This is a genomic window from Marinomonas polaris DSM 16579 (assembly GCF_900129155.1).
Lineage (GTDB): Bacteria > Pseudomonadota > Gammaproteobacteria > Pseudomonadales > Marinomonadaceae > Marinomonas > Marinomonas polaris.
In genome coordinates this window covers 1-19,203 of sequence record NZ_FQVF01000017.1, presented here as the reverse complement: position 1 = coordinate 19,203, position 19,203 = coordinate 1, and the positions used below count along the sequence as shown (strand labels likewise).

Annotated in this window: 15 protein-coding genes; 7 read left to right on the top strand and 8 right to left on the bottom strand. The window is 42.9% G+C overall.

Going from position 1 to position 19,203, the window contains the following annotated elements:
* Window positions 1-230 precede the first annotated feature (230 nt).
* From BUA59_RS16900 to BUA59_RS16865, 8 genes are all read right to left on the bottom strand, one after another.
* Window positions 231-1,244: a substrate-binding domain-containing protein gene (locus BUA59_RS16900; RefSeq protein ID WP_072840860.1), complete on the bottom strand. Its 1,014-nt coding sequence runs from the start codon at window positions 1,242-1,244 to the stop codon at window positions 231-233.
* A 233-nt stretch (window positions 1,245-1,477) separates the two neighbouring features.
* A complete protein-coding gene (locus BUA59_RS16895) occupies window positions 1,478-2,659 on the bottom strand; it encodes a XylR family transcriptional regulator (protein ID WP_072840859.1) in 1,182 nt (393 codons plus the stop codon).
* 160 nt (window positions 2,660-2,819) lie between these two features.
* The gene (gene xylB, locus BUA59_RS16890) at window positions 2,820-4,268 is read right to left on the bottom strand and encodes a xylulokinase (protein WP_072840858.1); all 1,449 of its coding nucleotides are present in this window, start codon (window positions 4,266-4,268) and stop codon (window positions 2,820-2,822) included.
* 193 nt (window positions 4,269-4,461) lie between these two features.
* On the bottom strand, window positions 4,462-5,592 hold the full coding sequence (locus tag BUA59_RS16885) for a sugar ABC transporter permease (RefSeq protein WP_072840857.1): 1,131 nt from the start codon (window positions 5,590-5,592) through the stop codon (window positions 4,462-4,464).
* A complete protein-coding gene (locus BUA59_RS16880; protein WP_072840856.1) occupies window positions 5,585-7,114 on the bottom strand; it encodes a xylose ABC transporter ATP-binding protein in 1,530 nt (509 codons plus the stop codon). The genes BUA59_RS16885 and BUA59_RS16880 overlap by 8 nt, the downstream gene beginning before the upstream one ends.
* Window positions 7,115-7,171: 57 nt before the next feature.
* A complete protein-coding gene (gene xylF / locus BUA59_RS16875; RefSeq protein WP_072840855.1) occupies window positions 7,172-8,173 on the bottom strand; it encodes a D-xylose ABC transporter substrate-binding protein in 1,002 nt (333 codons plus the stop codon).
* A gap of 195 nt (window positions 8,174-8,368) precedes the next feature.
* Window positions 8,369-8,863, bottom strand: a complete 495-nt coding sequence (locus BUA59_RS16870) for a DUF2165 family protein (RefSeq protein WP_072840854.1) — start codon at window positions 8,861-8,863, stop codon at window positions 8,369-8,371.
* A gap of 69 nt (window positions 8,864-8,932) precedes the next feature.
* Window positions 8,933-10,039 (bottom strand): GGDEF domain-containing protein, encoded by a 1,107-nt coding sequence (locus BUA59_RS16865; RefSeq protein ID WP_072840853.1) that lies wholly within the window; start codon window positions 10,037-10,039, stop codon window positions 8,933-8,935.
* A gap of 377 nt (window positions 10,040-10,416) precedes the next feature.
* Here BUA59_RS16865 and BUA59_RS16860 point away from each other — a divergent pair, with 377 nt between their 5' ends.
* The 7 genes from BUA59_RS16860 to BUA59_RS16830 all read left to right on the top strand — a co-directional run bounded on the left by BUA59_RS16860 (window position 10,417) and on the right by BUA59_RS16830 (window position 19,069).
* Window positions 10,417-11,679 (top strand): hypothetical protein, encoded by a 1,263-nt coding sequence (locus BUA59_RS16860; protein WP_072840852.1) that lies wholly within the window; start codon window positions 10,417-10,419, stop codon window positions 11,677-11,679.
* 257 nt (window positions 11,680-11,936) lie between these two features.
* Window positions 11,937-12,992 (top strand): sugar phosphate isomerase/epimerase family protein, encoded by a 1,056-nt coding sequence (locus BUA59_RS16855; protein WP_072840851.1) that lies wholly within the window; start codon window positions 11,937-11,939, stop codon window positions 12,990-12,992.
* A 12-nt stretch (window positions 12,993-13,004) separates the two neighbouring features.
* Window positions 13,005-14,189: a Gfo/Idh/MocA family protein gene (locus BUA59_RS16850; protein ID WP_072840850.1), complete on the top strand. Its 1,185-nt coding sequence runs from the start codon at window positions 13,005-13,007 to the stop codon at window positions 14,187-14,189.
* A gap of 12 nt (window positions 14,190-14,201) precedes the next feature.
* Window positions 14,202-15,701, top strand: a complete 1,500-nt coding sequence (locus tag BUA59_RS16845; RefSeq protein ID WP_072840849.1) for a sugar ABC transporter ATP-binding protein — start codon at window positions 14,202-14,204, stop codon at window positions 15,699-15,701.
* Window positions 15,702-15,800: 99 nt separating this feature from the next.
* Window positions 15,801-16,775: an ABC transporter permease gene (locus BUA59_RS16840; RefSeq protein WP_012069561.1), complete on the top strand. Its 975-nt coding sequence runs from the start codon at window positions 15,801-15,803 to the stop codon at window positions 16,773-16,775.
* Window positions 16,776-16,879: 104 nt separating this feature from the next.
* Entirely contained in the window at window positions 16,880-17,848 is a 969-nt protein-coding gene (locus BUA59_RS16835; RefSeq protein ID WP_012069560.1) for a substrate-binding domain-containing protein, read from the top strand.
* Window positions 17,849-18,040: 192 nt separating this feature from the next.
* Window positions 18,041-19,069: a LacI family DNA-binding transcriptional regulator gene (locus tag BUA59_RS16830; protein ID WP_072840848.1), complete on the top strand. Its 1,029-nt coding sequence runs from the start codon at window positions 18,041-18,043 to the stop codon at window positions 19,067-19,069.
* The last annotated feature ends 134 nt before the right edge of the window (window positions 19,070-19,203 follow it).

Sequence of the window (19,203 nt, the reverse complement as noted above, 5' to 3'; positions counted from 1 at the left end):
ACCGATAAGAAAAAAACCCTATTTATCAAACAGTTAAGACGATAAAAGCACGAAATTCTGGTGTAATTTAACTACAAACAATCAAGCAACTGAATTATAAGGACTTTTCTATATAAAAAGACTTCATACAAGCTCTATTCTCAACCTTAAAACGAGTTTTTCGTCTAAAATCGAGCAGAGAGTTCAAAAAGCTGAAAGTAAAATACACAGAAAATAACAAGAAATCGGCGCTATTCTTTAGAAACAGCAGCAACCGACGAACGAACCACCAAGTTTGGCTCTAACATGATCATTTTGCCTTCTTGACGAGGATTCTCAATCCGCTCAATCATGGTGCTGATCGCTAATTCGGCTAATCGCTCTTTGGGCTGATTGATGGTGGTTAATGGCGGGCTAAAATAAGCAGAGTACATACAATTATCGTAACCAATAATAGACAATTGTTGTGGAATTTTAACGCCTGACAATTGTGCTTCACTCATGGCACCCATCGCCATAGCATCGTTGGCAACAAACACAGCACTAGGCAAATTATGGCAGGATAATAATTGGCGCATTCCCAATTTCCCACCTTCAAATTCGAAGTCGGATTCAATCACCCAATCGTCTTGGATGGCTAAATCGGCTTGCTCCATCGCTTCCATAAAGCCGTCTAAACGCTGCTTCGCCGGTAACTTTTCTAATGGGCCACCAATGTAAGCAATTTGCTTATGACCTTGTTCAATTAGATGCTGAATCGCCAAATGCGCGCCTTTTACCGAGTTGTCTTGAATGCGATCGACATAATCATCAGATGGCCCCCAATCCATGACGACCATGGGCAAATTACGCTGACCGATCAAAGAGCTAAACAGCGAGTCATCATAGGCGGAACACATGACCAAGATGCCATCGACACGTTTTTGCGTCAGCATTCGCAGATAGGAATTGGTTTTTTCGAGCTCGCCATCGGTATTACAAAGCACAAGATTGTAACCCTCTCGGTAACAGCACTTCTCTACTTCGTTGACCAATTCAGCGAAAAAGGGATTCAAGGTGGTGGTGACTAACATGCCAAGGCTTTTGGTATTTTTTACCTTTAAGCTTCGCGCTACTGCACTGGGAGCATAATTAAGCTCTTCGGCGGCTTGGAAAACACGTTCTTGTGTCGTTTTGGCTACAAAACGCGTTTTATTCAAAACATGAGATACGGTGGTTGTCGATACACCAGCCCGTAACGCAACGTCTTTGATTGTCGCAGACAAACTTACACTCCCATTTTATGAATTGTGTTAACTGAATTTCTTAACCGTCACTTTTTTGCGAACAAAGACAAATAGATCAAGCGCTTACGACTTGTCTTTGTTTACAAAATAGCGGTTTAAAATCCAATACCATTTCAGGAAGTATACTTAACGACATTGTTAAAATGCATCAAGAGTTTTTTCTAATGTTTAATTTTCTCATTCTTTTGGGTATTTTTTTTGGAAAACACTTCTTATGTGTCTTTACCAAGCCGCGATGACACTCGATATTCACCAGGCGTCATACCCAAGTTTTTGCGTGACACTGTGTACATATATTGCACCGATGGATAACCACAGGTTCGGGCAATTTCATCAAACGGCAAATTGGTCGAAGTGATCAATTCACAAGCTCGGTAAAACTTGGTCATGTGCAGTTGTTCGTGCATTGAGCAGCCAATTTCGTCGATAAAGCGGGTTTCTAGGTTGGTTCTTGATATGCCAATGTAATCCACTACTTGCGCTACTTTCACCCCTCGGCAGGCATTGTGACGAATAAAATGCATGGCTTGAATGACATAAGGATCATGCAAAGCACGATAATCAGACGATTGTCTTTCGGCAATGCCAGTTGGATCGACCACCACCAGCGAGTCTTCCACGGAATAACCTAACAACATACGATGCAGCATTTTCGCGGCTTCATAACCCATTTGCTTACTGCCCTGTTCAACAGAAGACAAAGCGGTTCGGTTTAAGTACCTCGCCATGCTCTCGTTATCGATCCCAACAATGGCAACTTGCTCCGGCACCAAAATATTCAAATGATCGCAGACTTGTAATAAATGACGTGCACGGGAATCAGTGACGGCAATAATGCCAATGGGTTTAGGCAGATTCGTTAACCAAGTTTCTAGCTCGTGTTGAGCGGTTTCCCAGATTTCAGCCGACGTGCAGAAACCTTGATGTACATGAGATTCAAATCCGTCAGAACGAACTTGTTCGACAAACGCATGCTCTCGCTCACTTGCCCAACGACTATAAACCGTACTTGGTAAGCTGTAAAAAGCAAATTGAGGTAAACCTTTGCGTTTCAAATGCTGATATGCACAACGCACTAATGCCGCGTTGTCCGTCGCCACATAAGGCAAACGAGGATAATCTTTTTTATGATGATAAGAACCACCAACTGCCACGGTAGGAATATTGGTATTTTTTAAGATTTCTTCGACTTCAGGGTTATCAAAATCGGCAATAATGCCGTCCCCCTTCCAATGCTTTAGCGCATCAAGACGAGAACGAAAATCATCTTCAAAGTATACATCCCAGTCACATTGCGCGGCTTGTAAATATTCGCCAATACCTTCAATGACTTGTCGGTCGTAAACCTTATTAGCATTGAACACTAGGTTAAGTCGGTAGCGTTTTTCAAACATACAAAAGCGTCTCTAATTTTTATTTTTGCTGACTCGATAATACCCCTTGAGAGCCCATTAGTTCTAGAGAATGATAAAAATCAGAAAGGGAATAACAGAAATCGTAATGAAAGAAAGTTTGTAATAAAAGAGCGGTGTAATAAGACACCGCTCTTACTCATTAAAGTCCTTTTAATCTCTGATATAGCTCCTGAAAACGCTCGCGTTTTTCGGCATATCGAGAGGTATCAGTCTGGTTCGGCAGATAACGCTTAATTAACGCCGGTTTCGTACAAACTTCGCTTAGTGCCTCTTGACCTTGATAACCTATCGCCGCCAGTCGGGCAGCGCCTAATGCGGGGCCGACTTCGCCACCTTCGCGATAATCCATTGGCACATTAAACACATCAGCCAACATCTGTAACCAATAAGCACTTTTCGCACCACCACCGATTACATCAATACTTTCACTGATATTTTGCGCGGAACGTACTGCGTCTAAGCCATTCAGCAAAGCAAAGGTCACACCTTCAAGTACCGCATGAACAAGATCCGCTGCGGTGGTTTCATGGGTCATTCCCCAAAAGACGCCCTTCGCATTCGGATCATTATGTGGCGTTCTTTCTCCACTTAAATACGGCAGAAAAGTTAGGTTATTGTCGTGATCTATTCGATTTTCAGCCGCTAATAAAGCGGCTTCTACACTGCTAAACTGAGCTAATTTCGTCACCCAATTAATACAGCTCGCGGCGCTCAACATCACCGACATCGTGTGCCAAGTATTAGGAATCGCATGACCAAAACTGTGCAAAGCTGCGGCTGGATTGGCCGTAAAACCATCACTTACCGCAAAAATAACTCCTGACGTACCAAGCGACAACATGGTTTGCTCAGGCGATATAATACCCATACCCACAGCACCAGCGGCGTTATCGCCACCACCCGCCACAACAGGAACAATCGGCATAGACCAGCGTTTTGCTAAATCGTCATAAATCACACCGGTGATTTGGGTTCCCTCAAATACACTAGGCATTTGCTCTGCCGTTAATCCTGTGGCGCTCAACATGGTGTCACTCCAAGAGCGTTGCTCCATGTTTAGCCACAGCGTGCCAGAGGCGTCAGAAACGTCGGTCGCAAACTCACCTGCCATACGAAAGCGCAAGTAATCTTTTGGCAATAGCACTTTTGCAATTTGCCCAAAAATCTCTGGCTCATGCTGTTTCACCCAAAGCAGCTTAGGCGCAGTAAAACCTGGCATAATCAAATTACCGGTAATCGCCTGCACTTCTGGGCAGCGCCTTTGCAATAACAAACATTCTTCATGGGAACGACCATCATTCCATAAGATAGCAGGTCTTAATACATCGCCTTTTTTATCTAATAATGTAGCGCCGTGCATTTGGCCCGATAAGCCAATGGCTTTAACGTCCTGCAAATTGTTTTCTGCTGCTAGCTGCAACATGGCCAAATCTGTAGCTTGCCACCAGTCTTCTGGGCTTTGTTCTGACCAAAGATCAAATGGTCTAGATACTGACAAAGGAGATGAGCAGCTGGCTGTTACCTGACCATCTTCAGCCATTAAAATCACTTTGACACCTGAGGTGCCGAGGTCGATACCTATATACATTAAAAAATATCCTTCATCTTGTTAATCGTCATAATTATTGCTAAACGACTTCTGTGGATCTTGTAGGTCAGATGAGCCGAGGAACGAAGGCGTGATCTGACGGTTAACGGTATACGTAACGTCTCACGCCTGATCACGGTCGTACCTCCCTCATCAGGCCTACGAAACCTATCCAACCTTCGCGCACGAAGTTTTACTGGGCTTTCTTGGTTTTCACATCCAGCCAAACAGCGAGTAATAAAATCATGCCTTTGACGATTAATTGCCAAAAAGTCGGTACATCGAGCATGCTCATGCCGTTATCTAAACTCGCCATAATAAGCGCGCCCATGATGGCTCCAAACACTGCACCAACACCACCTGCCAAACTGGTTCCGCCAATCACACAGGCGGCAATGGCATCCAGCTCCGCCATATTTCCGGCTGCTGGAGAACCCGCACCAAGCCGAGAAGTCAGTATCAAAGCCGCTACAGCGACCATCATGCCGTTAAAACCAAACACCAACATTTTGGTTCGTTCGACGTTCACACCAGACATGCGAGTCGCTTCGATATTGCCGCCAATGGCATACACACGACGACCAAACGCAGTTCGCTTGGCAACATAAGTGGCAATAAGAATTAATCCACCCATGATCAAAATAGGCGTTGGAATGCCTCGATAACTTTCTAAGGCATAGAGCAAAACGAGCAAGACAGCGACCGCCACGAAAGCTTTTGCGTATTCAAACTTTGCCGCTTTGTTTTCAACACCGTGTTGTTTTCTTGCCTTACGTCGAGCATAAACTTTTGCCACCAAACCTAGGCACAACAAACCCACAACACTAATGCCCCAACCTGACGGAATATAGCTTTGACCAATGATCGCCAGTGAACTAGACGTTGGTGCAACCGTGGCACCATCAGTCAAACCCACCAAAATACCGCGAAACGCCAGCATCCCTGCCAAGGTGACAATGAAAGAAGGCACGCGTTGATACGCCACCCACCAGCCATTAAACAAGCCTAAGACTAAACCCGCGACGACGGTTACTAACACGGTAAGTAAAATCGGAAAGTTAAACCAAACATCCAAAATCGCTGCAATCCCACCCAATAAGCCCATCATAGAACCAACCGATAAATCGATTTCGGCACTGATGATGACAAACACCATGCCAATAGCGAGCACGCCCACAATGGCCGTTTGACGAATCAAGTTCGAAATATTCCGTGGCGAAATAAACGCGCCATCGGTCGCAATAGAAAAGAAGACGACAATCAGCAGCATCGCCGCTAACATCGCAAACAATTGTAATTGACTGGTTTTTATTGTTTTAAACATTTGCTACACCTTCTTTGATCGCGCAATTCATAATCATTTCTTGGGTCAAACCTTGATGGTCAAATTGTCCTTTTAAGCGCCCTTCATGCATCACCAAGACTCGGTCACTGATACCAATCACTTCGGACAATTCAGACGACACCATGATGATCGACATACCTTGTTTAACGAGGGCAAACATCAGCTTATAAATCTCATATTTCGCGCCCACGTCGATGCCGCGAGTTGGCTCATCGAGAATCAGAATTTTGGGATGGGTTAATAGACATTTGGCGATAATGGCTTTTTGTTGGTTGCCGCCGCTGAGGTTTTTAATCGACAAATCAGCGGACGCCGTTTTGACTTTTAGCTGCGCAATATAGTCGTCGATGTCATTACTTTCTTTGTCTTCATTCACAGCACCAAACCAAGAAGAGTATTTCCCCAACACGGATAAAGTAATATTGCGACCGACGCTCATAATGGGCACGATACCGTGACGTTTTCTGTCCTCTGGCACCATGGCAATGCCCGCTTCTAACGCCACACGCTGGGAACGAATGTTGACGGTCTGCCCTTCTAGCTCGATCTCTGCTTCATAGTCGCCATCGTAAGAACCATAAAGACACTGCATCAGCTCGGTACGGCCAGAACCAATTAAGCCCGCGATGCCAAGAATTTCCCCATGACGTAATTCAAAGCTGACATCTTCAACTTGTGCTCGGGTCGCGCCAGCTTGTTTGGCGGTGGCGTGTTTGACGCGTAAAACTACCTCGCCAATATTGTGTTCTTCTCGCGGAAACAGCTCGTCTAGCTCACGCCCGACCATCATGCTAATGATGTCATTTTGCGTCAGCTGAGCCGCCGCTTTGGTATCAATATGATCGCCATCACGAATCACAGTGACCCAATCAGACAAGGTCAACACTTCATCCAATTTATGAGAAATATAAATGCACGCGATGCCTTGCTGTTTCAGTTCACTGACAATATTCAACAGAATGTCGATTTCCGTTGTCGTCAAAGACGAAGTTGGCTCATCCAGAATTAACAGTTTGACGTTTTTATTCAGCGCCTTGGCAATCTCGACCAATTGCTGCTGACCAACGCCAAGGTCTCGTATTGCCGTATCAGGCAACACATCAAGCTTCACACGAGCTAATAAGTCCAAGGTCCGACGATGCATTTCTTCGTCATTGAGTCTCGCAAAAGAACCAAGCTCATTACCCAGGAAGATATTTTCCATTACCGACAATTCTTTAACTAGCGCCAATTCCTGATGAATAATGACAATGCCAAGCGCTTCGGTATCTCGAATCGTCAATGCCTTAACTAGATTACCTTCGAAGAAGATTTCTCCTTCATAAGAGCCAAACGGCCAAACGCCACTTAACACTTTCATCAAGGTCGATTTACCCGAACCATTCTCACCGCATATAGACAAGACTTCTCCGCGATCAAGCTGAATGCTGACGCCATTCAAGGCACGAACACCCGAAAAGCTTTTTACAATGGAACGCATGTCTAATAATGTTTGCTTCATATTTACACCCTTATGAAAAGCAAATGGCGCTCGATTGAGCGCCATACATTAGGAAAACTAAGGATTGTAAACATCGTTACGAGAATGGAAGCCGTCAGCAATAACGGTTGAATCTAGGTTGTCTTTGGTAACGGAAATTGGCGTTAGCAGCACAGCATCAACGTCTTTTTTGCCGTTATTAACCTGGCCATTAACCTTGATTTTTTCTCCACGAGCCAGCTTAACGGCCATTTCAGCACTGGTTTTTGCCAGTTTCGAAATCGGTTTGTATACCGTCATGGTTTGTGTGCCAGCAACAATACGACGCATAGCCGCTAAGTCTGCGTCTTGGCCTGAGATCACAACTTTGCCACTCAAACCTTGTGCCGCTAGCGCTTGGATCGCACCACCAGCGGTTGAATCATTAGACGCGACCACTGCGTCGATCTTATTGGCATTGGCAGTCAAACCGTTTTCCATAATATTCAATGCTGCTTCTGCCGACCAACCCATTGCCCACTGGTCACCGACTATATTGATCTTCTTCGAATCAATCGCAGGTTGCAGTACGTTCATTTGACCTTGGCGGAACATCTTCGCGTTGTTATCGGTTGGCGAACCGCCCATCAAAAAATAATTACCTTTTGGTTTACGCTTCAGTAAAGCTTCGGCCTGCATTTCACCCACACGGATGTTGTCGAAAGACACATACAAATCAATGTCGGCGAATTTAATCAATCGGTCATAGGCCAGCACTTTAATGCCTTCGGCTTTAGCTTCAGCTAAAACGTTGCCTAGCACTTCACCGTTTTCCGGCACAATAACCAGCACATCGACACCACGGGAAATCATGTTTTCAATTTGAGAAATTTGTGTGTTCGCATCGCCATTGGCTGATTGAGTGTAAACCTTAGCGCCCATAGATTCAGCCGCTTCCGTAAACAAATCTCGGTCTTTCTGCCAGCGCTCTAAGCGTAAGTCAGACATCAACAAACCGATTTTCTCACCTGCCGCCAATGCAGGAAGAGACGTTGCTGCACAGAGAGTTGCCAGCAAACTCATGGAAAGGATTTTTTTCATCTTTTCATTCCTTGTTATTTTTATTAAAAGTGAACGATCTCCTGATGGAGTGAGACGAATGTAAATCGGCGCTTTAATAAGCGGTATTATCTTTTTTTGTTTCGGTTTAGCGTTTTTACAAAAAAGCCCTTTGGACATAAATCCAAAGGGCTTTAATACAATATAAGAGCGGTTTATTTATGAACGAAGCGCAGACTAAGACTCTTCTTCGACTTGGTTAATAAAGATAAGCACTAAAAACAACACGACAATAAAACGAAACGCAGAAGCTTGCCCGTTCCAAATCAGTGACTGCCACATTAAGAACCATTCAGCGCCAATCGTCATAAATCCGGTAAACCAAAGCAACACACCAAGAGCTAAACCAAAATTTGCCAGTGTTTTTGCCGCGTTAAATTGCTTTTTATCTAGCTTTCTTTTTTGCCACATATTCCATGCGCCCAAAGCACACAAAATACCGACTAAAGCTTCAGTCAAGATAATCAACCAATAAAATCCGTGATGCAAAACAGGTTCATCGACAGCACGATATTTTAACTCATTCCATTCAAACGTCGTGTCCATGGTTAATACATGCTGCACAAACGCAAAGTTAGACCCATAATCCACAACGTTATTAAAAGCCACCAACCCTGCGAACAGAGCAACACAGCCAACTAACACGATTTTGATTGTTCTTAAATGACTCATCTATACAGATCCCTTTGAGATGATTGATATTTTGGGTATTAAAACACCTATTCAATAGAAGAATCTATCTCAAAGCTCAGGTGTATAAGCAAAAACCGTATTTCGTCCTGCCAGTTTTGCTCGATATAAACTGATATCAGAAAATTTAATGGTTTCATTAAAATCGACATCTGGTGATGTTTCACATAGTCCGACACTCAAGGTAATAAAAATACTAATATTGCCATGCTCAAAAGGTGTTTTTTCTACGCACTCACGAACCGATTCCAACAGTATGAGAGCTTCTTGTTCTGCGGTTTCAGGAAGTAATAGTAAAAACTCTTCGCCCCCCCAACGTGCTAATGAGTCTTGCGAACGAATACAATCACTCAGTACTCTACTTGTATGTTTAAGCACCATATCACCAACTTCATGACCAAACTCATCATTGATGACTTTAAATTTATCAATGTCCAAAGTGGCGATAGTTGAAACATTATTAGTAAGTTTTCTTTGCTGATGCTCTTTATTAAGTATTTTTTGGATTCCTCGACGATTTAGTAAGAGTGTCAAATAATCAAACTGAGCTTGATGCTCATACTTCTCCTTCATGGACTTTAGTCGCATAAACGAGTAATGCCGGGCCGCTTCATAAACTCCAGATAAGGCCACTATGGTTAAAAACACATATATCAAACGTGTTTTAAACTCATAAGAATATGTTGTAGCTAAAAGTGCATCACTCGGAAAAAACAACATAGTAGATGAAATAACAAAAAAGACTCCATTAGCAATAAGCCCTAGCTTTAAACCTAAGAAAGCAAATGTCACCGAAGGGATGATACAGATCCATAGCGGACCACTATTATTGATACCACCAGAATTTATCAAATAAATACCTAAAGAAAATAAACCTAAAAGAGCTATATAGCGCGAAAGATTATGAAACCGCTTATAAGTAGAAGATTTGAGTATAAAAAAGGATAACAACAATAAAGCGCTTACTAAAAATAAACAGATAGCTAAGCTATAAAGCTGAATGGAGAGGCTATTTAAAGCTGTAAAAAAAGAAATGATGGAGCCCATCAGTCCAAAAAAACCGGCTAAAAAACTTTGTTGATAGCCTTCTTCTCTATTCAGATTTTCGTCGACGTTATGTCTATAATAACGAATCAATTTCCTTAAAAAAAACTGCATGCCTTAGCCTTTTCCTTGCTTGATGGTAGTAACACAGAAAACACACCATGAACCAACAACACGACATTTTATAGATTATGGAAGGTCATCCATACAAAATTACAACTCGAACAAGTCCGATTAATATATGTGCAATATTGATACTCTCAATACATTGAAGAATCAAACATTTAGTATAAAAAACAACCAGCACATACTAAAAATCAAAAAAACATACATGTTTATAAAAACAACTTCCTTCGACAAGAAATAAATAGCGCGCATAGCCTATTGCCGATCACCTATAGATGCATCACTATTTAAAGCTTATCTTAATGTTACTTAGATCACTCTTGTTAAGAAAAAAACTTCAACAACGCAAGGACAATTCGCTCGTAATGAATCTACTCAAAAAATGCACAGGTTGGTTTGTACTCGGCACATTGGTTTTTTATCTATTGTCAGTTGCTCATTTGACCCCTGTGTTATTGCCTACCCTACTGGCGTGGGGAGCCAATATCGCCATGTGGCATACCTTAGCACCAAGCGCAAAGCGACAAGTAACTTGGCTGATGATGATTGGAATAGCAACCTTACTCTTTGCAGGGTCAAAAGGCACCTGGATGACGTGGCAGCAGGTTTTTGCGGTTAATTTGCCAATGCTGGCGATGTTTGTTGCTGTCTCTTTTTTAGATCTAACCAGCTCAACAGATGAAAAGCGCCCTTTACCAAAGGGCCTCAGCGCTATATTTAACACGGCGCTTGGCGTGCAAGTATTAGGCGCAGTGATTAATCTATCAGTAATTCTAGTCTTCGCAGACCGTATAAAAGGCGCGATAAAATTAACTCCTGAACAGCAGTTTATATTGACTCGTAACTTTTCCGCGGCGGCTTGGTGGTCACCTTTCTTCGTGGCAACCGGCGTTGCAATAATTTATGCACCAGGAATGCAATGGCAAAAAACACTTATCCCAGGTCTTGCTATGGGGCTAGTCGCCATCATTTTTTCCACTGCAGAAGCCTTTCGACGCACTAAAGGTGATTTTAATGGCTACCCCATTCGTAAAGAAAGCCTCTTCATTCCTATGATTCTGGCTTCTAGTGTTATATTTTTTCATTTCATTTGGCCTGATATCAGCATATTGGTGCTGATCTGTCTGTTAGCACCAAGCGCAACTATACTGCTGATGCGCACGCCATCAAGAAGGAAAAGCTTGTCGCATTTTGTGAACCACAAACTGGCTCAAATCGGCAGTCAGTTTGCATTATTTCTCGCTGCCGGCATCTTTTCTAATGGCATTAGTGCGATTATTCTTAGCTATCCGCAATTCTTTAATTTGGACAGTTTCACGTTTAGTCCGATGCTATTTTCATTCACTCTCGCTATCATGATTATCGCTGGCGTCATCGGAATACATCCTGTTGTGAGCATCGCCATAGCGAGTCCAATGCTGTTGCCATTACACCCAGATCCAACTCAATTAGGCTTTTTGTTTCTAAGCGCTTGGGCTATTTCCGCAGGCAGTAGCGGATTAACAGGGCTGGGATTATTAATGACAAGCCGCTACCAAATTCCCACCAAAACCATTGTCACTAATAGCGTTCACTACGCTGTTTTCATGTGGCTGCTTTGCTCGCTGGTAAATAGTTTTTTCTTATAAAAAGCTCTCATATGGTAAGCACAAAACCACTGTTTTTTTGTAATGCATTTCATTCCATTAACACTCAATAAACATAAAATCGCACTAATTGATCGCTAAAATCCATTTACTTAGCCATTAAAATCACTATACTCAAGCCAAATAATTCAGAAAGACTTTACAAAATACATTGAAAAGTCTTTTTTTATGAACTTAAATGTAATCGATTACAAACATAAAACACCACTCAAATAAAAATAAATATGGGGGTTATTATTATGCAAGCCTTACAAGGTCCAGCTCTTTTTCTCGCTCAATTTGCAGGCGATGAAGCACCATTCAATACGTTTGAAAACATCGTAGAATGGGCAGGAAACCTCGGGTTCAAGGGGGTACAAATACCCACTTGGGATCGAAGACTGTTTGATTTAGATAAAGCTGCAAGCGATCTTAAGTACTGCAAATATATTAAGGACACTCTCGCCAAACACGGTATGGTTGTAACCGAGCTGTCTACACACTTACAAGGACAATTAGTCGCTGTTCATCCTGCCTACGATGATATGTTCGATGGCTTTGCGCCAGACCATGTCAAAGGTAACCCTGAAGCTCGCCAACAATGGGCGGTTGATCAACTATTAAAATCAGCACAAGCTTCTAAAAATCTAGGATTAACAAATCACGCCACTTTTTCTGGCGCCCTACTCTGGCCTTATCTTTACCCTTGGCCACAAAGGCCTGCTGGTTTGGTCGAAGCTGGCTTTGAAGAATTAGCCAATCGTTGGATTCCAATACTTGATGAATTTGACCGCTGCGGCGTCAATGTTTGTTATGAGATTCATCCGGGGGAAGATCTACATGACGGCGTTACATTCGACTTATTCTTAGCGGCAACCAATCATCACCCGCGGGCTAATATTCTATTTGATCCCTCTCATTTCGTTTTACAACAACTCGACTATTTGCAGTTCATCGACATTTACCATGAACGAATCAAGATGTTCCATGTAAAAGACGCTGAATTTAATGCCACTGGCAGACAAGGCGTGTATGGCGGTTACCAAAGCTGGATAGACCGTGCTGGACGCTTTCGCTCTTTAGGTGATGGGCAAGTCGACTTCAAGGGTATTTTTTCGAAACTCACTCAATATGATTTTGGCGGTTGGGCTGTAATCGAATGGGAATGCTGTATGAAACACCCAGAAGCCGGAGCAGAAGAAGGTGTCAAGTTTGTCAACGATCATTTAATTCGCGTCACTGAGCACGCCTTTGATGACTTCGCCAGCAGTGGCATTGATAACGAAACTAATCGACGCATTCTTGGTTTGAAATAGAGGGACAACAACATGGCTCACAAACGTATCCGCATTGGTATGGTAGGCGGCGGTGATGGTGCTTTTATTGGCGCGGTACATCGTATTGCAACTCGTATTGACGATGGCTTTGAATTGGTTGCTGGCGCTTTATCTTCTGACTCTGATAGAGCTCTCGCTTCGGCACTTCGGCTTGGTATTGATCAAGAACGCTCCTACTCATCATTCTCTGTTATGGCAGAAAAAGAGAAACAGCGCAAAGATGGTATTCAGGCGGTGATTATCGTCACACCAAATCACATGCACTACCCTGTCGCAAAAGCATTTTTAGAGCAAGGTATTCACGTCATTTGTGATAAGCCCGTAACGAAAGATCTAAACGAGGCCTTAGAATTAAAAGCCCTAGTGGAAAAATCTGGCGCATTTTTTGCCCTTACTCACAACTACACTGGCTACCCTCTCGTTAGGCACGCCAAACATTTGGTTGATACTGGCGTACTAGGAAAATTGCGCGTAATCCAAGTGGAATACGCCCAAGATTGGCTAACAGATCAAGCTGAAAACACAGATAACAAACAGGCAAAATGGCGCACAGATCCAGAAAAATCTGGTCTGGCTGGTTGTTTAGGAGACATTGGAACCCACGCTTTCAATCTAGCTTGTTTTATTTCTGGGCAAAAAGTTCAACAGGTATCTGCAGATTTAACGGCTTTTGTTAATGGCCGCCGTGTGGATGACAACGTTCATACCATGCTGCGCTTTGATGGTGGAGCAAAAGGCATGTTGTGGTCTAGCCAAGTTGCTCCTGGTAATGAAAATGGTTTGAAAATTCGCCTGTATGGAGAAAAAGCAGGCATCGAATGGGCTCAAGAATCCCCTAACGAATTATGGCTTTCACTATTTGGTGAGCCTACTCAGAAAATCACCCGAGCCGGACACGGCGCTGGCGAAGAAGCCAACCGCCTTTCCCGAATTCCAGCAGGTCACCCTGAAGGTTACTTAGAAGGTTTTGCCAATCTATACGTCGACATTGCTGCTGCAATTCATTCCATTGAAGCGGGTGCTGATGTGAGCTCAGTTCAGGGCTTTATTCCTAGTATTGATGATGGTGTTGACGGAATGAAATTCATAACTGCTGTGTTGGCATCATCTGCTAATAACAGTACATGGCATTCTCTAGAAGACAGCACGCTATTGAAACCAATGACCAGTAACTAGGAGTCAAAGCAAATGAATGACCCCATTATGCAAATTCGCGGCATTGTTAAGGAATTCTCTGGTGTGCGTGTTTTACACAAAATCACGCTGGATATTTTTGCTGGTGAAGTGCTCGGTGTGCTGGGAGAAAATGGCGCTGGGAAATCGACCCTTCTCAAAATTATTAGCGGCATTTATACCAAAACATCGGGCAGTATTAAGATCGATGGTTCCGAGGTATCAATCCAGTCTACCGCGGATGCAAAACGTCTAGGCATTGCCATGATACCGCAAGAATTTAACCTAATTAGTAGCCTAAATGTGTTTGAAAACATCTTTCTTGGCAACGAAATTAAAAAAGGCTTTTTGCTCAACAAATCGGTAATGCGTGACAGGGCCAATGAACTTCTCAAAGAGTTAGAAACCGACTTGAGCCCAGATGCATTAATAGAACATCTTAGTGTGGCACAAAAGCAAATGGTAGAAATTGCCAAGGCGCTCGTTAATGAATCACGTATCCTAATTATGGATGAGCCCACGACAGTGTTAACTGATCACGAAGTGGATATCTTTTTCAGCTTGGTGGAAAAACTAAAACAACGTGGTGTCACTATTATATTCATCTCACACAAACTAAAAGAAGTGAAGCTACTTTGTGATCGTTTAGCCATTTTACGAGACGGCCACCTCGTTAGTGTGGATGACGTTGCAGAAATAGATGAAGAAGACATGGCTCGTAAAATGGTGGGCCGTGAATTAAACCAAATCTATCCTCAGCGTACAGAACATACTGATGAAGTCGTACTTAAAGTAAGTAACCTATCAATCAAAGGGGTGTTACAAGACATCAATTTTGACCTAAAAAAAGGAGAGGTACTTGGCTTTGCTGGCCTAATCGGCGCGGGTCGAACAGAGACTGCCGAAGCGGTAATGGGACTGCGTAAAAAAGACAGCGGTGAAATTGAAATAAATGGCAAAAAGGCAGTAATCAATTCAATCGCAGATGCGGTGTCTTACAACCTAGCCTACCTATCAGAAGATCGCCAAGGTAAAGGCTTGATCATGAATTTTGATATACCAAAGAACATCACCCTCATTTCGCTTTCCTCTTATGTGAGAGGGCTTATTCAACACAAGAAAGAGAATCAAGTTGCGAGAGAATACGTTAAACGCTTCGACATAAAGGCAGCGTCTTTGCATTCAAACTTGGCTAACTTAAGTGGTGGAAACCAGCAAAAAGTATACTTATCAAAATGGATGGACACCCACCCGAACATCCTCATTTTGGATGAACCAACTCGCGGCATCGACGTGAATACCAAAAAAGAGATCTACCACTTTATACGCTCACTGACCGAACAAGGTGTGTCCATCATTGTGATCTCGTCAGAACTGGAAGAAGTCATGGGCTTATCACATCGCGTCATGGTAATGAGATCCGGTCAGATCATGGGAGAGCTCACCGGAGATGCCATCAATGAAAAAGAGATCATGTATTACGCGGCAGGTTTAAAAACCATGGCTCAAGCCTAATTTGAAAAGCTGTTAATGACTAAACGTAAATTAAAAACGACGCCGTGCTTTTTCATAAGCTCAGGTGCAAAAAACAATAAGAATACACGAGGATTCACTATGGCCATGTTCGAATTATCGCCCATGATCACGCGCCTAAAACGACTAGATATAGCAACTTACGCGCCCTTTATCGCATTGCTTTTATTAGTTCTGTTTTCGTCCATTGCCAGCGAGCATTTTTTAATGCCGCGCAATATTACCAACGTATTGAGACAGGTTTCCTATACCGGCATTATTGCCTTGGGTATGACATTCGTCATCATCGCCGGCGGAATCGATTTATCCGTTGGCTCAATGGTGGCTTTGGTTGGCGTACTGTCCATCATGATCATTAATGGTGCTGGCGATGGTTGGTGGGCAGTTGCAATGGCAGTTTCTTCAGCCATCGCTCTAGGAGGTGTATTTGGTGCGATAAATGGGCTAGTCATTACACGTGGTAAAGTAGCTTCGTTTATTGCCACTCTCGCCACCATGTCCATTTTTCGCTCTATGACACTATATATCAGTGATGCGGGGGAAATGGTCTCTCAAAATCAACATTTCGCGGATATTGGTGGCGGTTACTTATGGGCCATTCCCTACCCTGTTTGGGTCTTTCTACTGTTGGCTGTTGCCTATCATATCTTATTAAAACACAGCGCATTTGGACGCCATGTCTGCGCTGTAGGCTCAAACGCAAAAGTAGCCTCTTATTCTGCTATTAAAGTGCGCTGGGTATATTTTCTAACTTTTTTAATTGCCGGGGTATCAGTTGGTATATCTGCTGTTTTATTAGCATCGCGCTTAAATTCCGTCAGCCCGGGCGATGCAGGGTTGTTTTATGAGCTAGACGCGATTGCAGCGGTTGTTATTGGCGGCACGGCTCTATCTGGCGGTAAAGGCACCATTTGGGGCACCGTCATCGGTGCGATCATTTTAGGTATTATCAATAACATGCTGAATTTAATGGGCATCTCGCCTTATCTACAAGGCATGGTTAAAGGTCTCGTTATTTTGACTGCGGTTTTAGTGCAATTTAAGGGCGACCGTTAAAGGCTTGGTTTTTCTTACTATGCAAACCATAAGAAGAAAAACAAGAATCCGAGCAAAACAGGCGTTTTGTTCACTATTAAATCAATGTAAAACGGAGAGTATCCATGAAGTATAAAAATAAAATCATGAGACTAATCGCAGTGTTTACTATGCTGTTTGCCTTTGTTGGCACAAGCTACGCTGCAAAATACAAAATTGGTATAAGTGTGCCATCTGCAGACCACGGTTGGACTGCAGGGCTACTTTGGTGGGCAAATAAAGCAGCGGCAGATTTAAAAGCAAAAGAAAAAGACATCGAATTTTTCGTCGTTGCGTCAAGCTCGGGTTCAAAACAAGTGGGCGATGTAGAAGATTTAATGATCAAGGGCATTGATGCTTTGGTTATCCTTCCTCATAACCCAGCCACCTTACAAAAGGTCATTGAAGAAGCCTACGACGAAGGTATTTATACCGTTGTAGTGGACCGTGAACTCGCCCACCCTGCTCAAAATGTCTTCATTGCTGGAGATAACGCCGGTCTAGGTCGTGTAGGTGCACAATGGCTAGCTAAAGAAATGTCTGGCAAGGGCAATGTTGTAGTGATTGAAGGGCTACAAATTCCTATCAACAAGCAACGTGTTGATGCTTTTAACGACGTTATTGCTGGATACCCAAATATCAAGATCCTTGATTCTCAACCAGGTGATTGGTCTACACAAAAAGCGCTATCAGTGATGGAAAACTTCTTGCAGAAGCATCCTAAAATTGACGCTGTATGGTGCCAAGATGACGACATGCTGAAAGGTGTTTTAAAAGCCATTGAAGAATCAGGCCGCACAGACATCAAAACTGTATTGGGTGGCGCTGGCTCTAAAGACATCATCGAGATGATTCAATCAGGAAATAAAATGGTACGTGCAACAGTCACTTATAGCCCATCTATGATTGCGTCCGGCATTGCTCTTGCTGTTCATGGCGTCAAACACGAAAAACTTGGTTATTTATACCACGAACCATCTCGCGTCATTTTAGGCGCAGACTTGGTGACGAAAGAAAACGCTGCGGATTATTACTTTAAAGACGCCGCTTACTAAGCAGTATTATTAACACTAAGTCATTAGAGCTTTTGCTCTAATGACTTAGTCCTTACAACACTATTTTCCTGAGGAATAGCCGCTGCGCATAGGCAGAGAGTTTGGTAAGATGTGCAATCATAAAAACTCACCGTTAAAAGGCTATGCATTTGCGCGCTACTATTCTTTATTTCTTCTTGCTTTTGGACTTTTATGGCCACAGTTAAAGATGTAGCAAAGCTAGCAGGCGTATCAACTGCAACGGTATCTAGAGCATTAGCCAACCCAGAAATGGTATCTCCTACCACTCGCCAAAAAGTAGAAAAAGCCGCCTCAGAAGTAGGCTATTCTCCAAACGGACTTGCCCGAAGCTTACGTAAAAGTGAGTCAAAAACCATTGTTGTTGTTCTTCCTAACATAGACAGCACCTTCTTTTCAGACGTTGTTCATGGCATAGAAGCACTCGCTCATAAGCATGGTTACAAACTATTAATTGGTGATGCAGGTAATGAGTCTTCACGATTACGTAGTTATTTTGAGCTATTCGAGAGTAAGCAGGTAGATGGCGTATTATCTCTTTCTTCTGATGTACCTGAATCCATGATTATTAACAGTGCTGGCGAAATAAAACTTCCCATTGTTATCGCTGGTGAATACTTTTCTGACATTCCTGTACCAACAGTTCACATCGACAATCACTACAGCGCCAAAAAAGGCGTTGAATATTTAATTATGATGGGGCACTACAAAATAGCCTGCATTACAGGAAAAAGAAGTACCCCTGTCTACAATGCCCGTGTAAATGGTCACACAGAAACCATGAAAAAGTGGAAAATCCCTGTGACGGATGAATACATAATGGAAGGCGATCTTTCATTTATCGCCGGTTATAACCTTGGCAAACAACTCTTATCGCTACCCAACAAACCATCAGCTATTGTTTGCCACAGTGACGAAGCAGCAATTGGCGTGCTCAAAATAGCCAGAGAAATGAACATTCCAGTACCCAGCGAACTATCTGTTATTGGCTTTGATAACTTAGCAATGAGCGAGTATTGCGTGCCTGAATTAACGACGATTCATCAGCCACGACAATTGATCGGTGAAACTTCGATGAAGTTATTACTCGACATATTATCAGGCAAAAAACCAAACCCAGAAATGACCTTACCCACACAGCTCATCGTCCGCGAAAGCTCATGCCCACCGCCAATAGATCAACGACTACAAATAGATTTATAAATAAATGAATACATATACATTAACGAGAAAAGGGATAGCACAATTTTTTAAAATGGTTGCGGGAGCACTTGTTTGAACTTAACAGTGAACCTACGAATTTTGAAATGGTTGCGGGAGCACTTGTTTGAACTTAA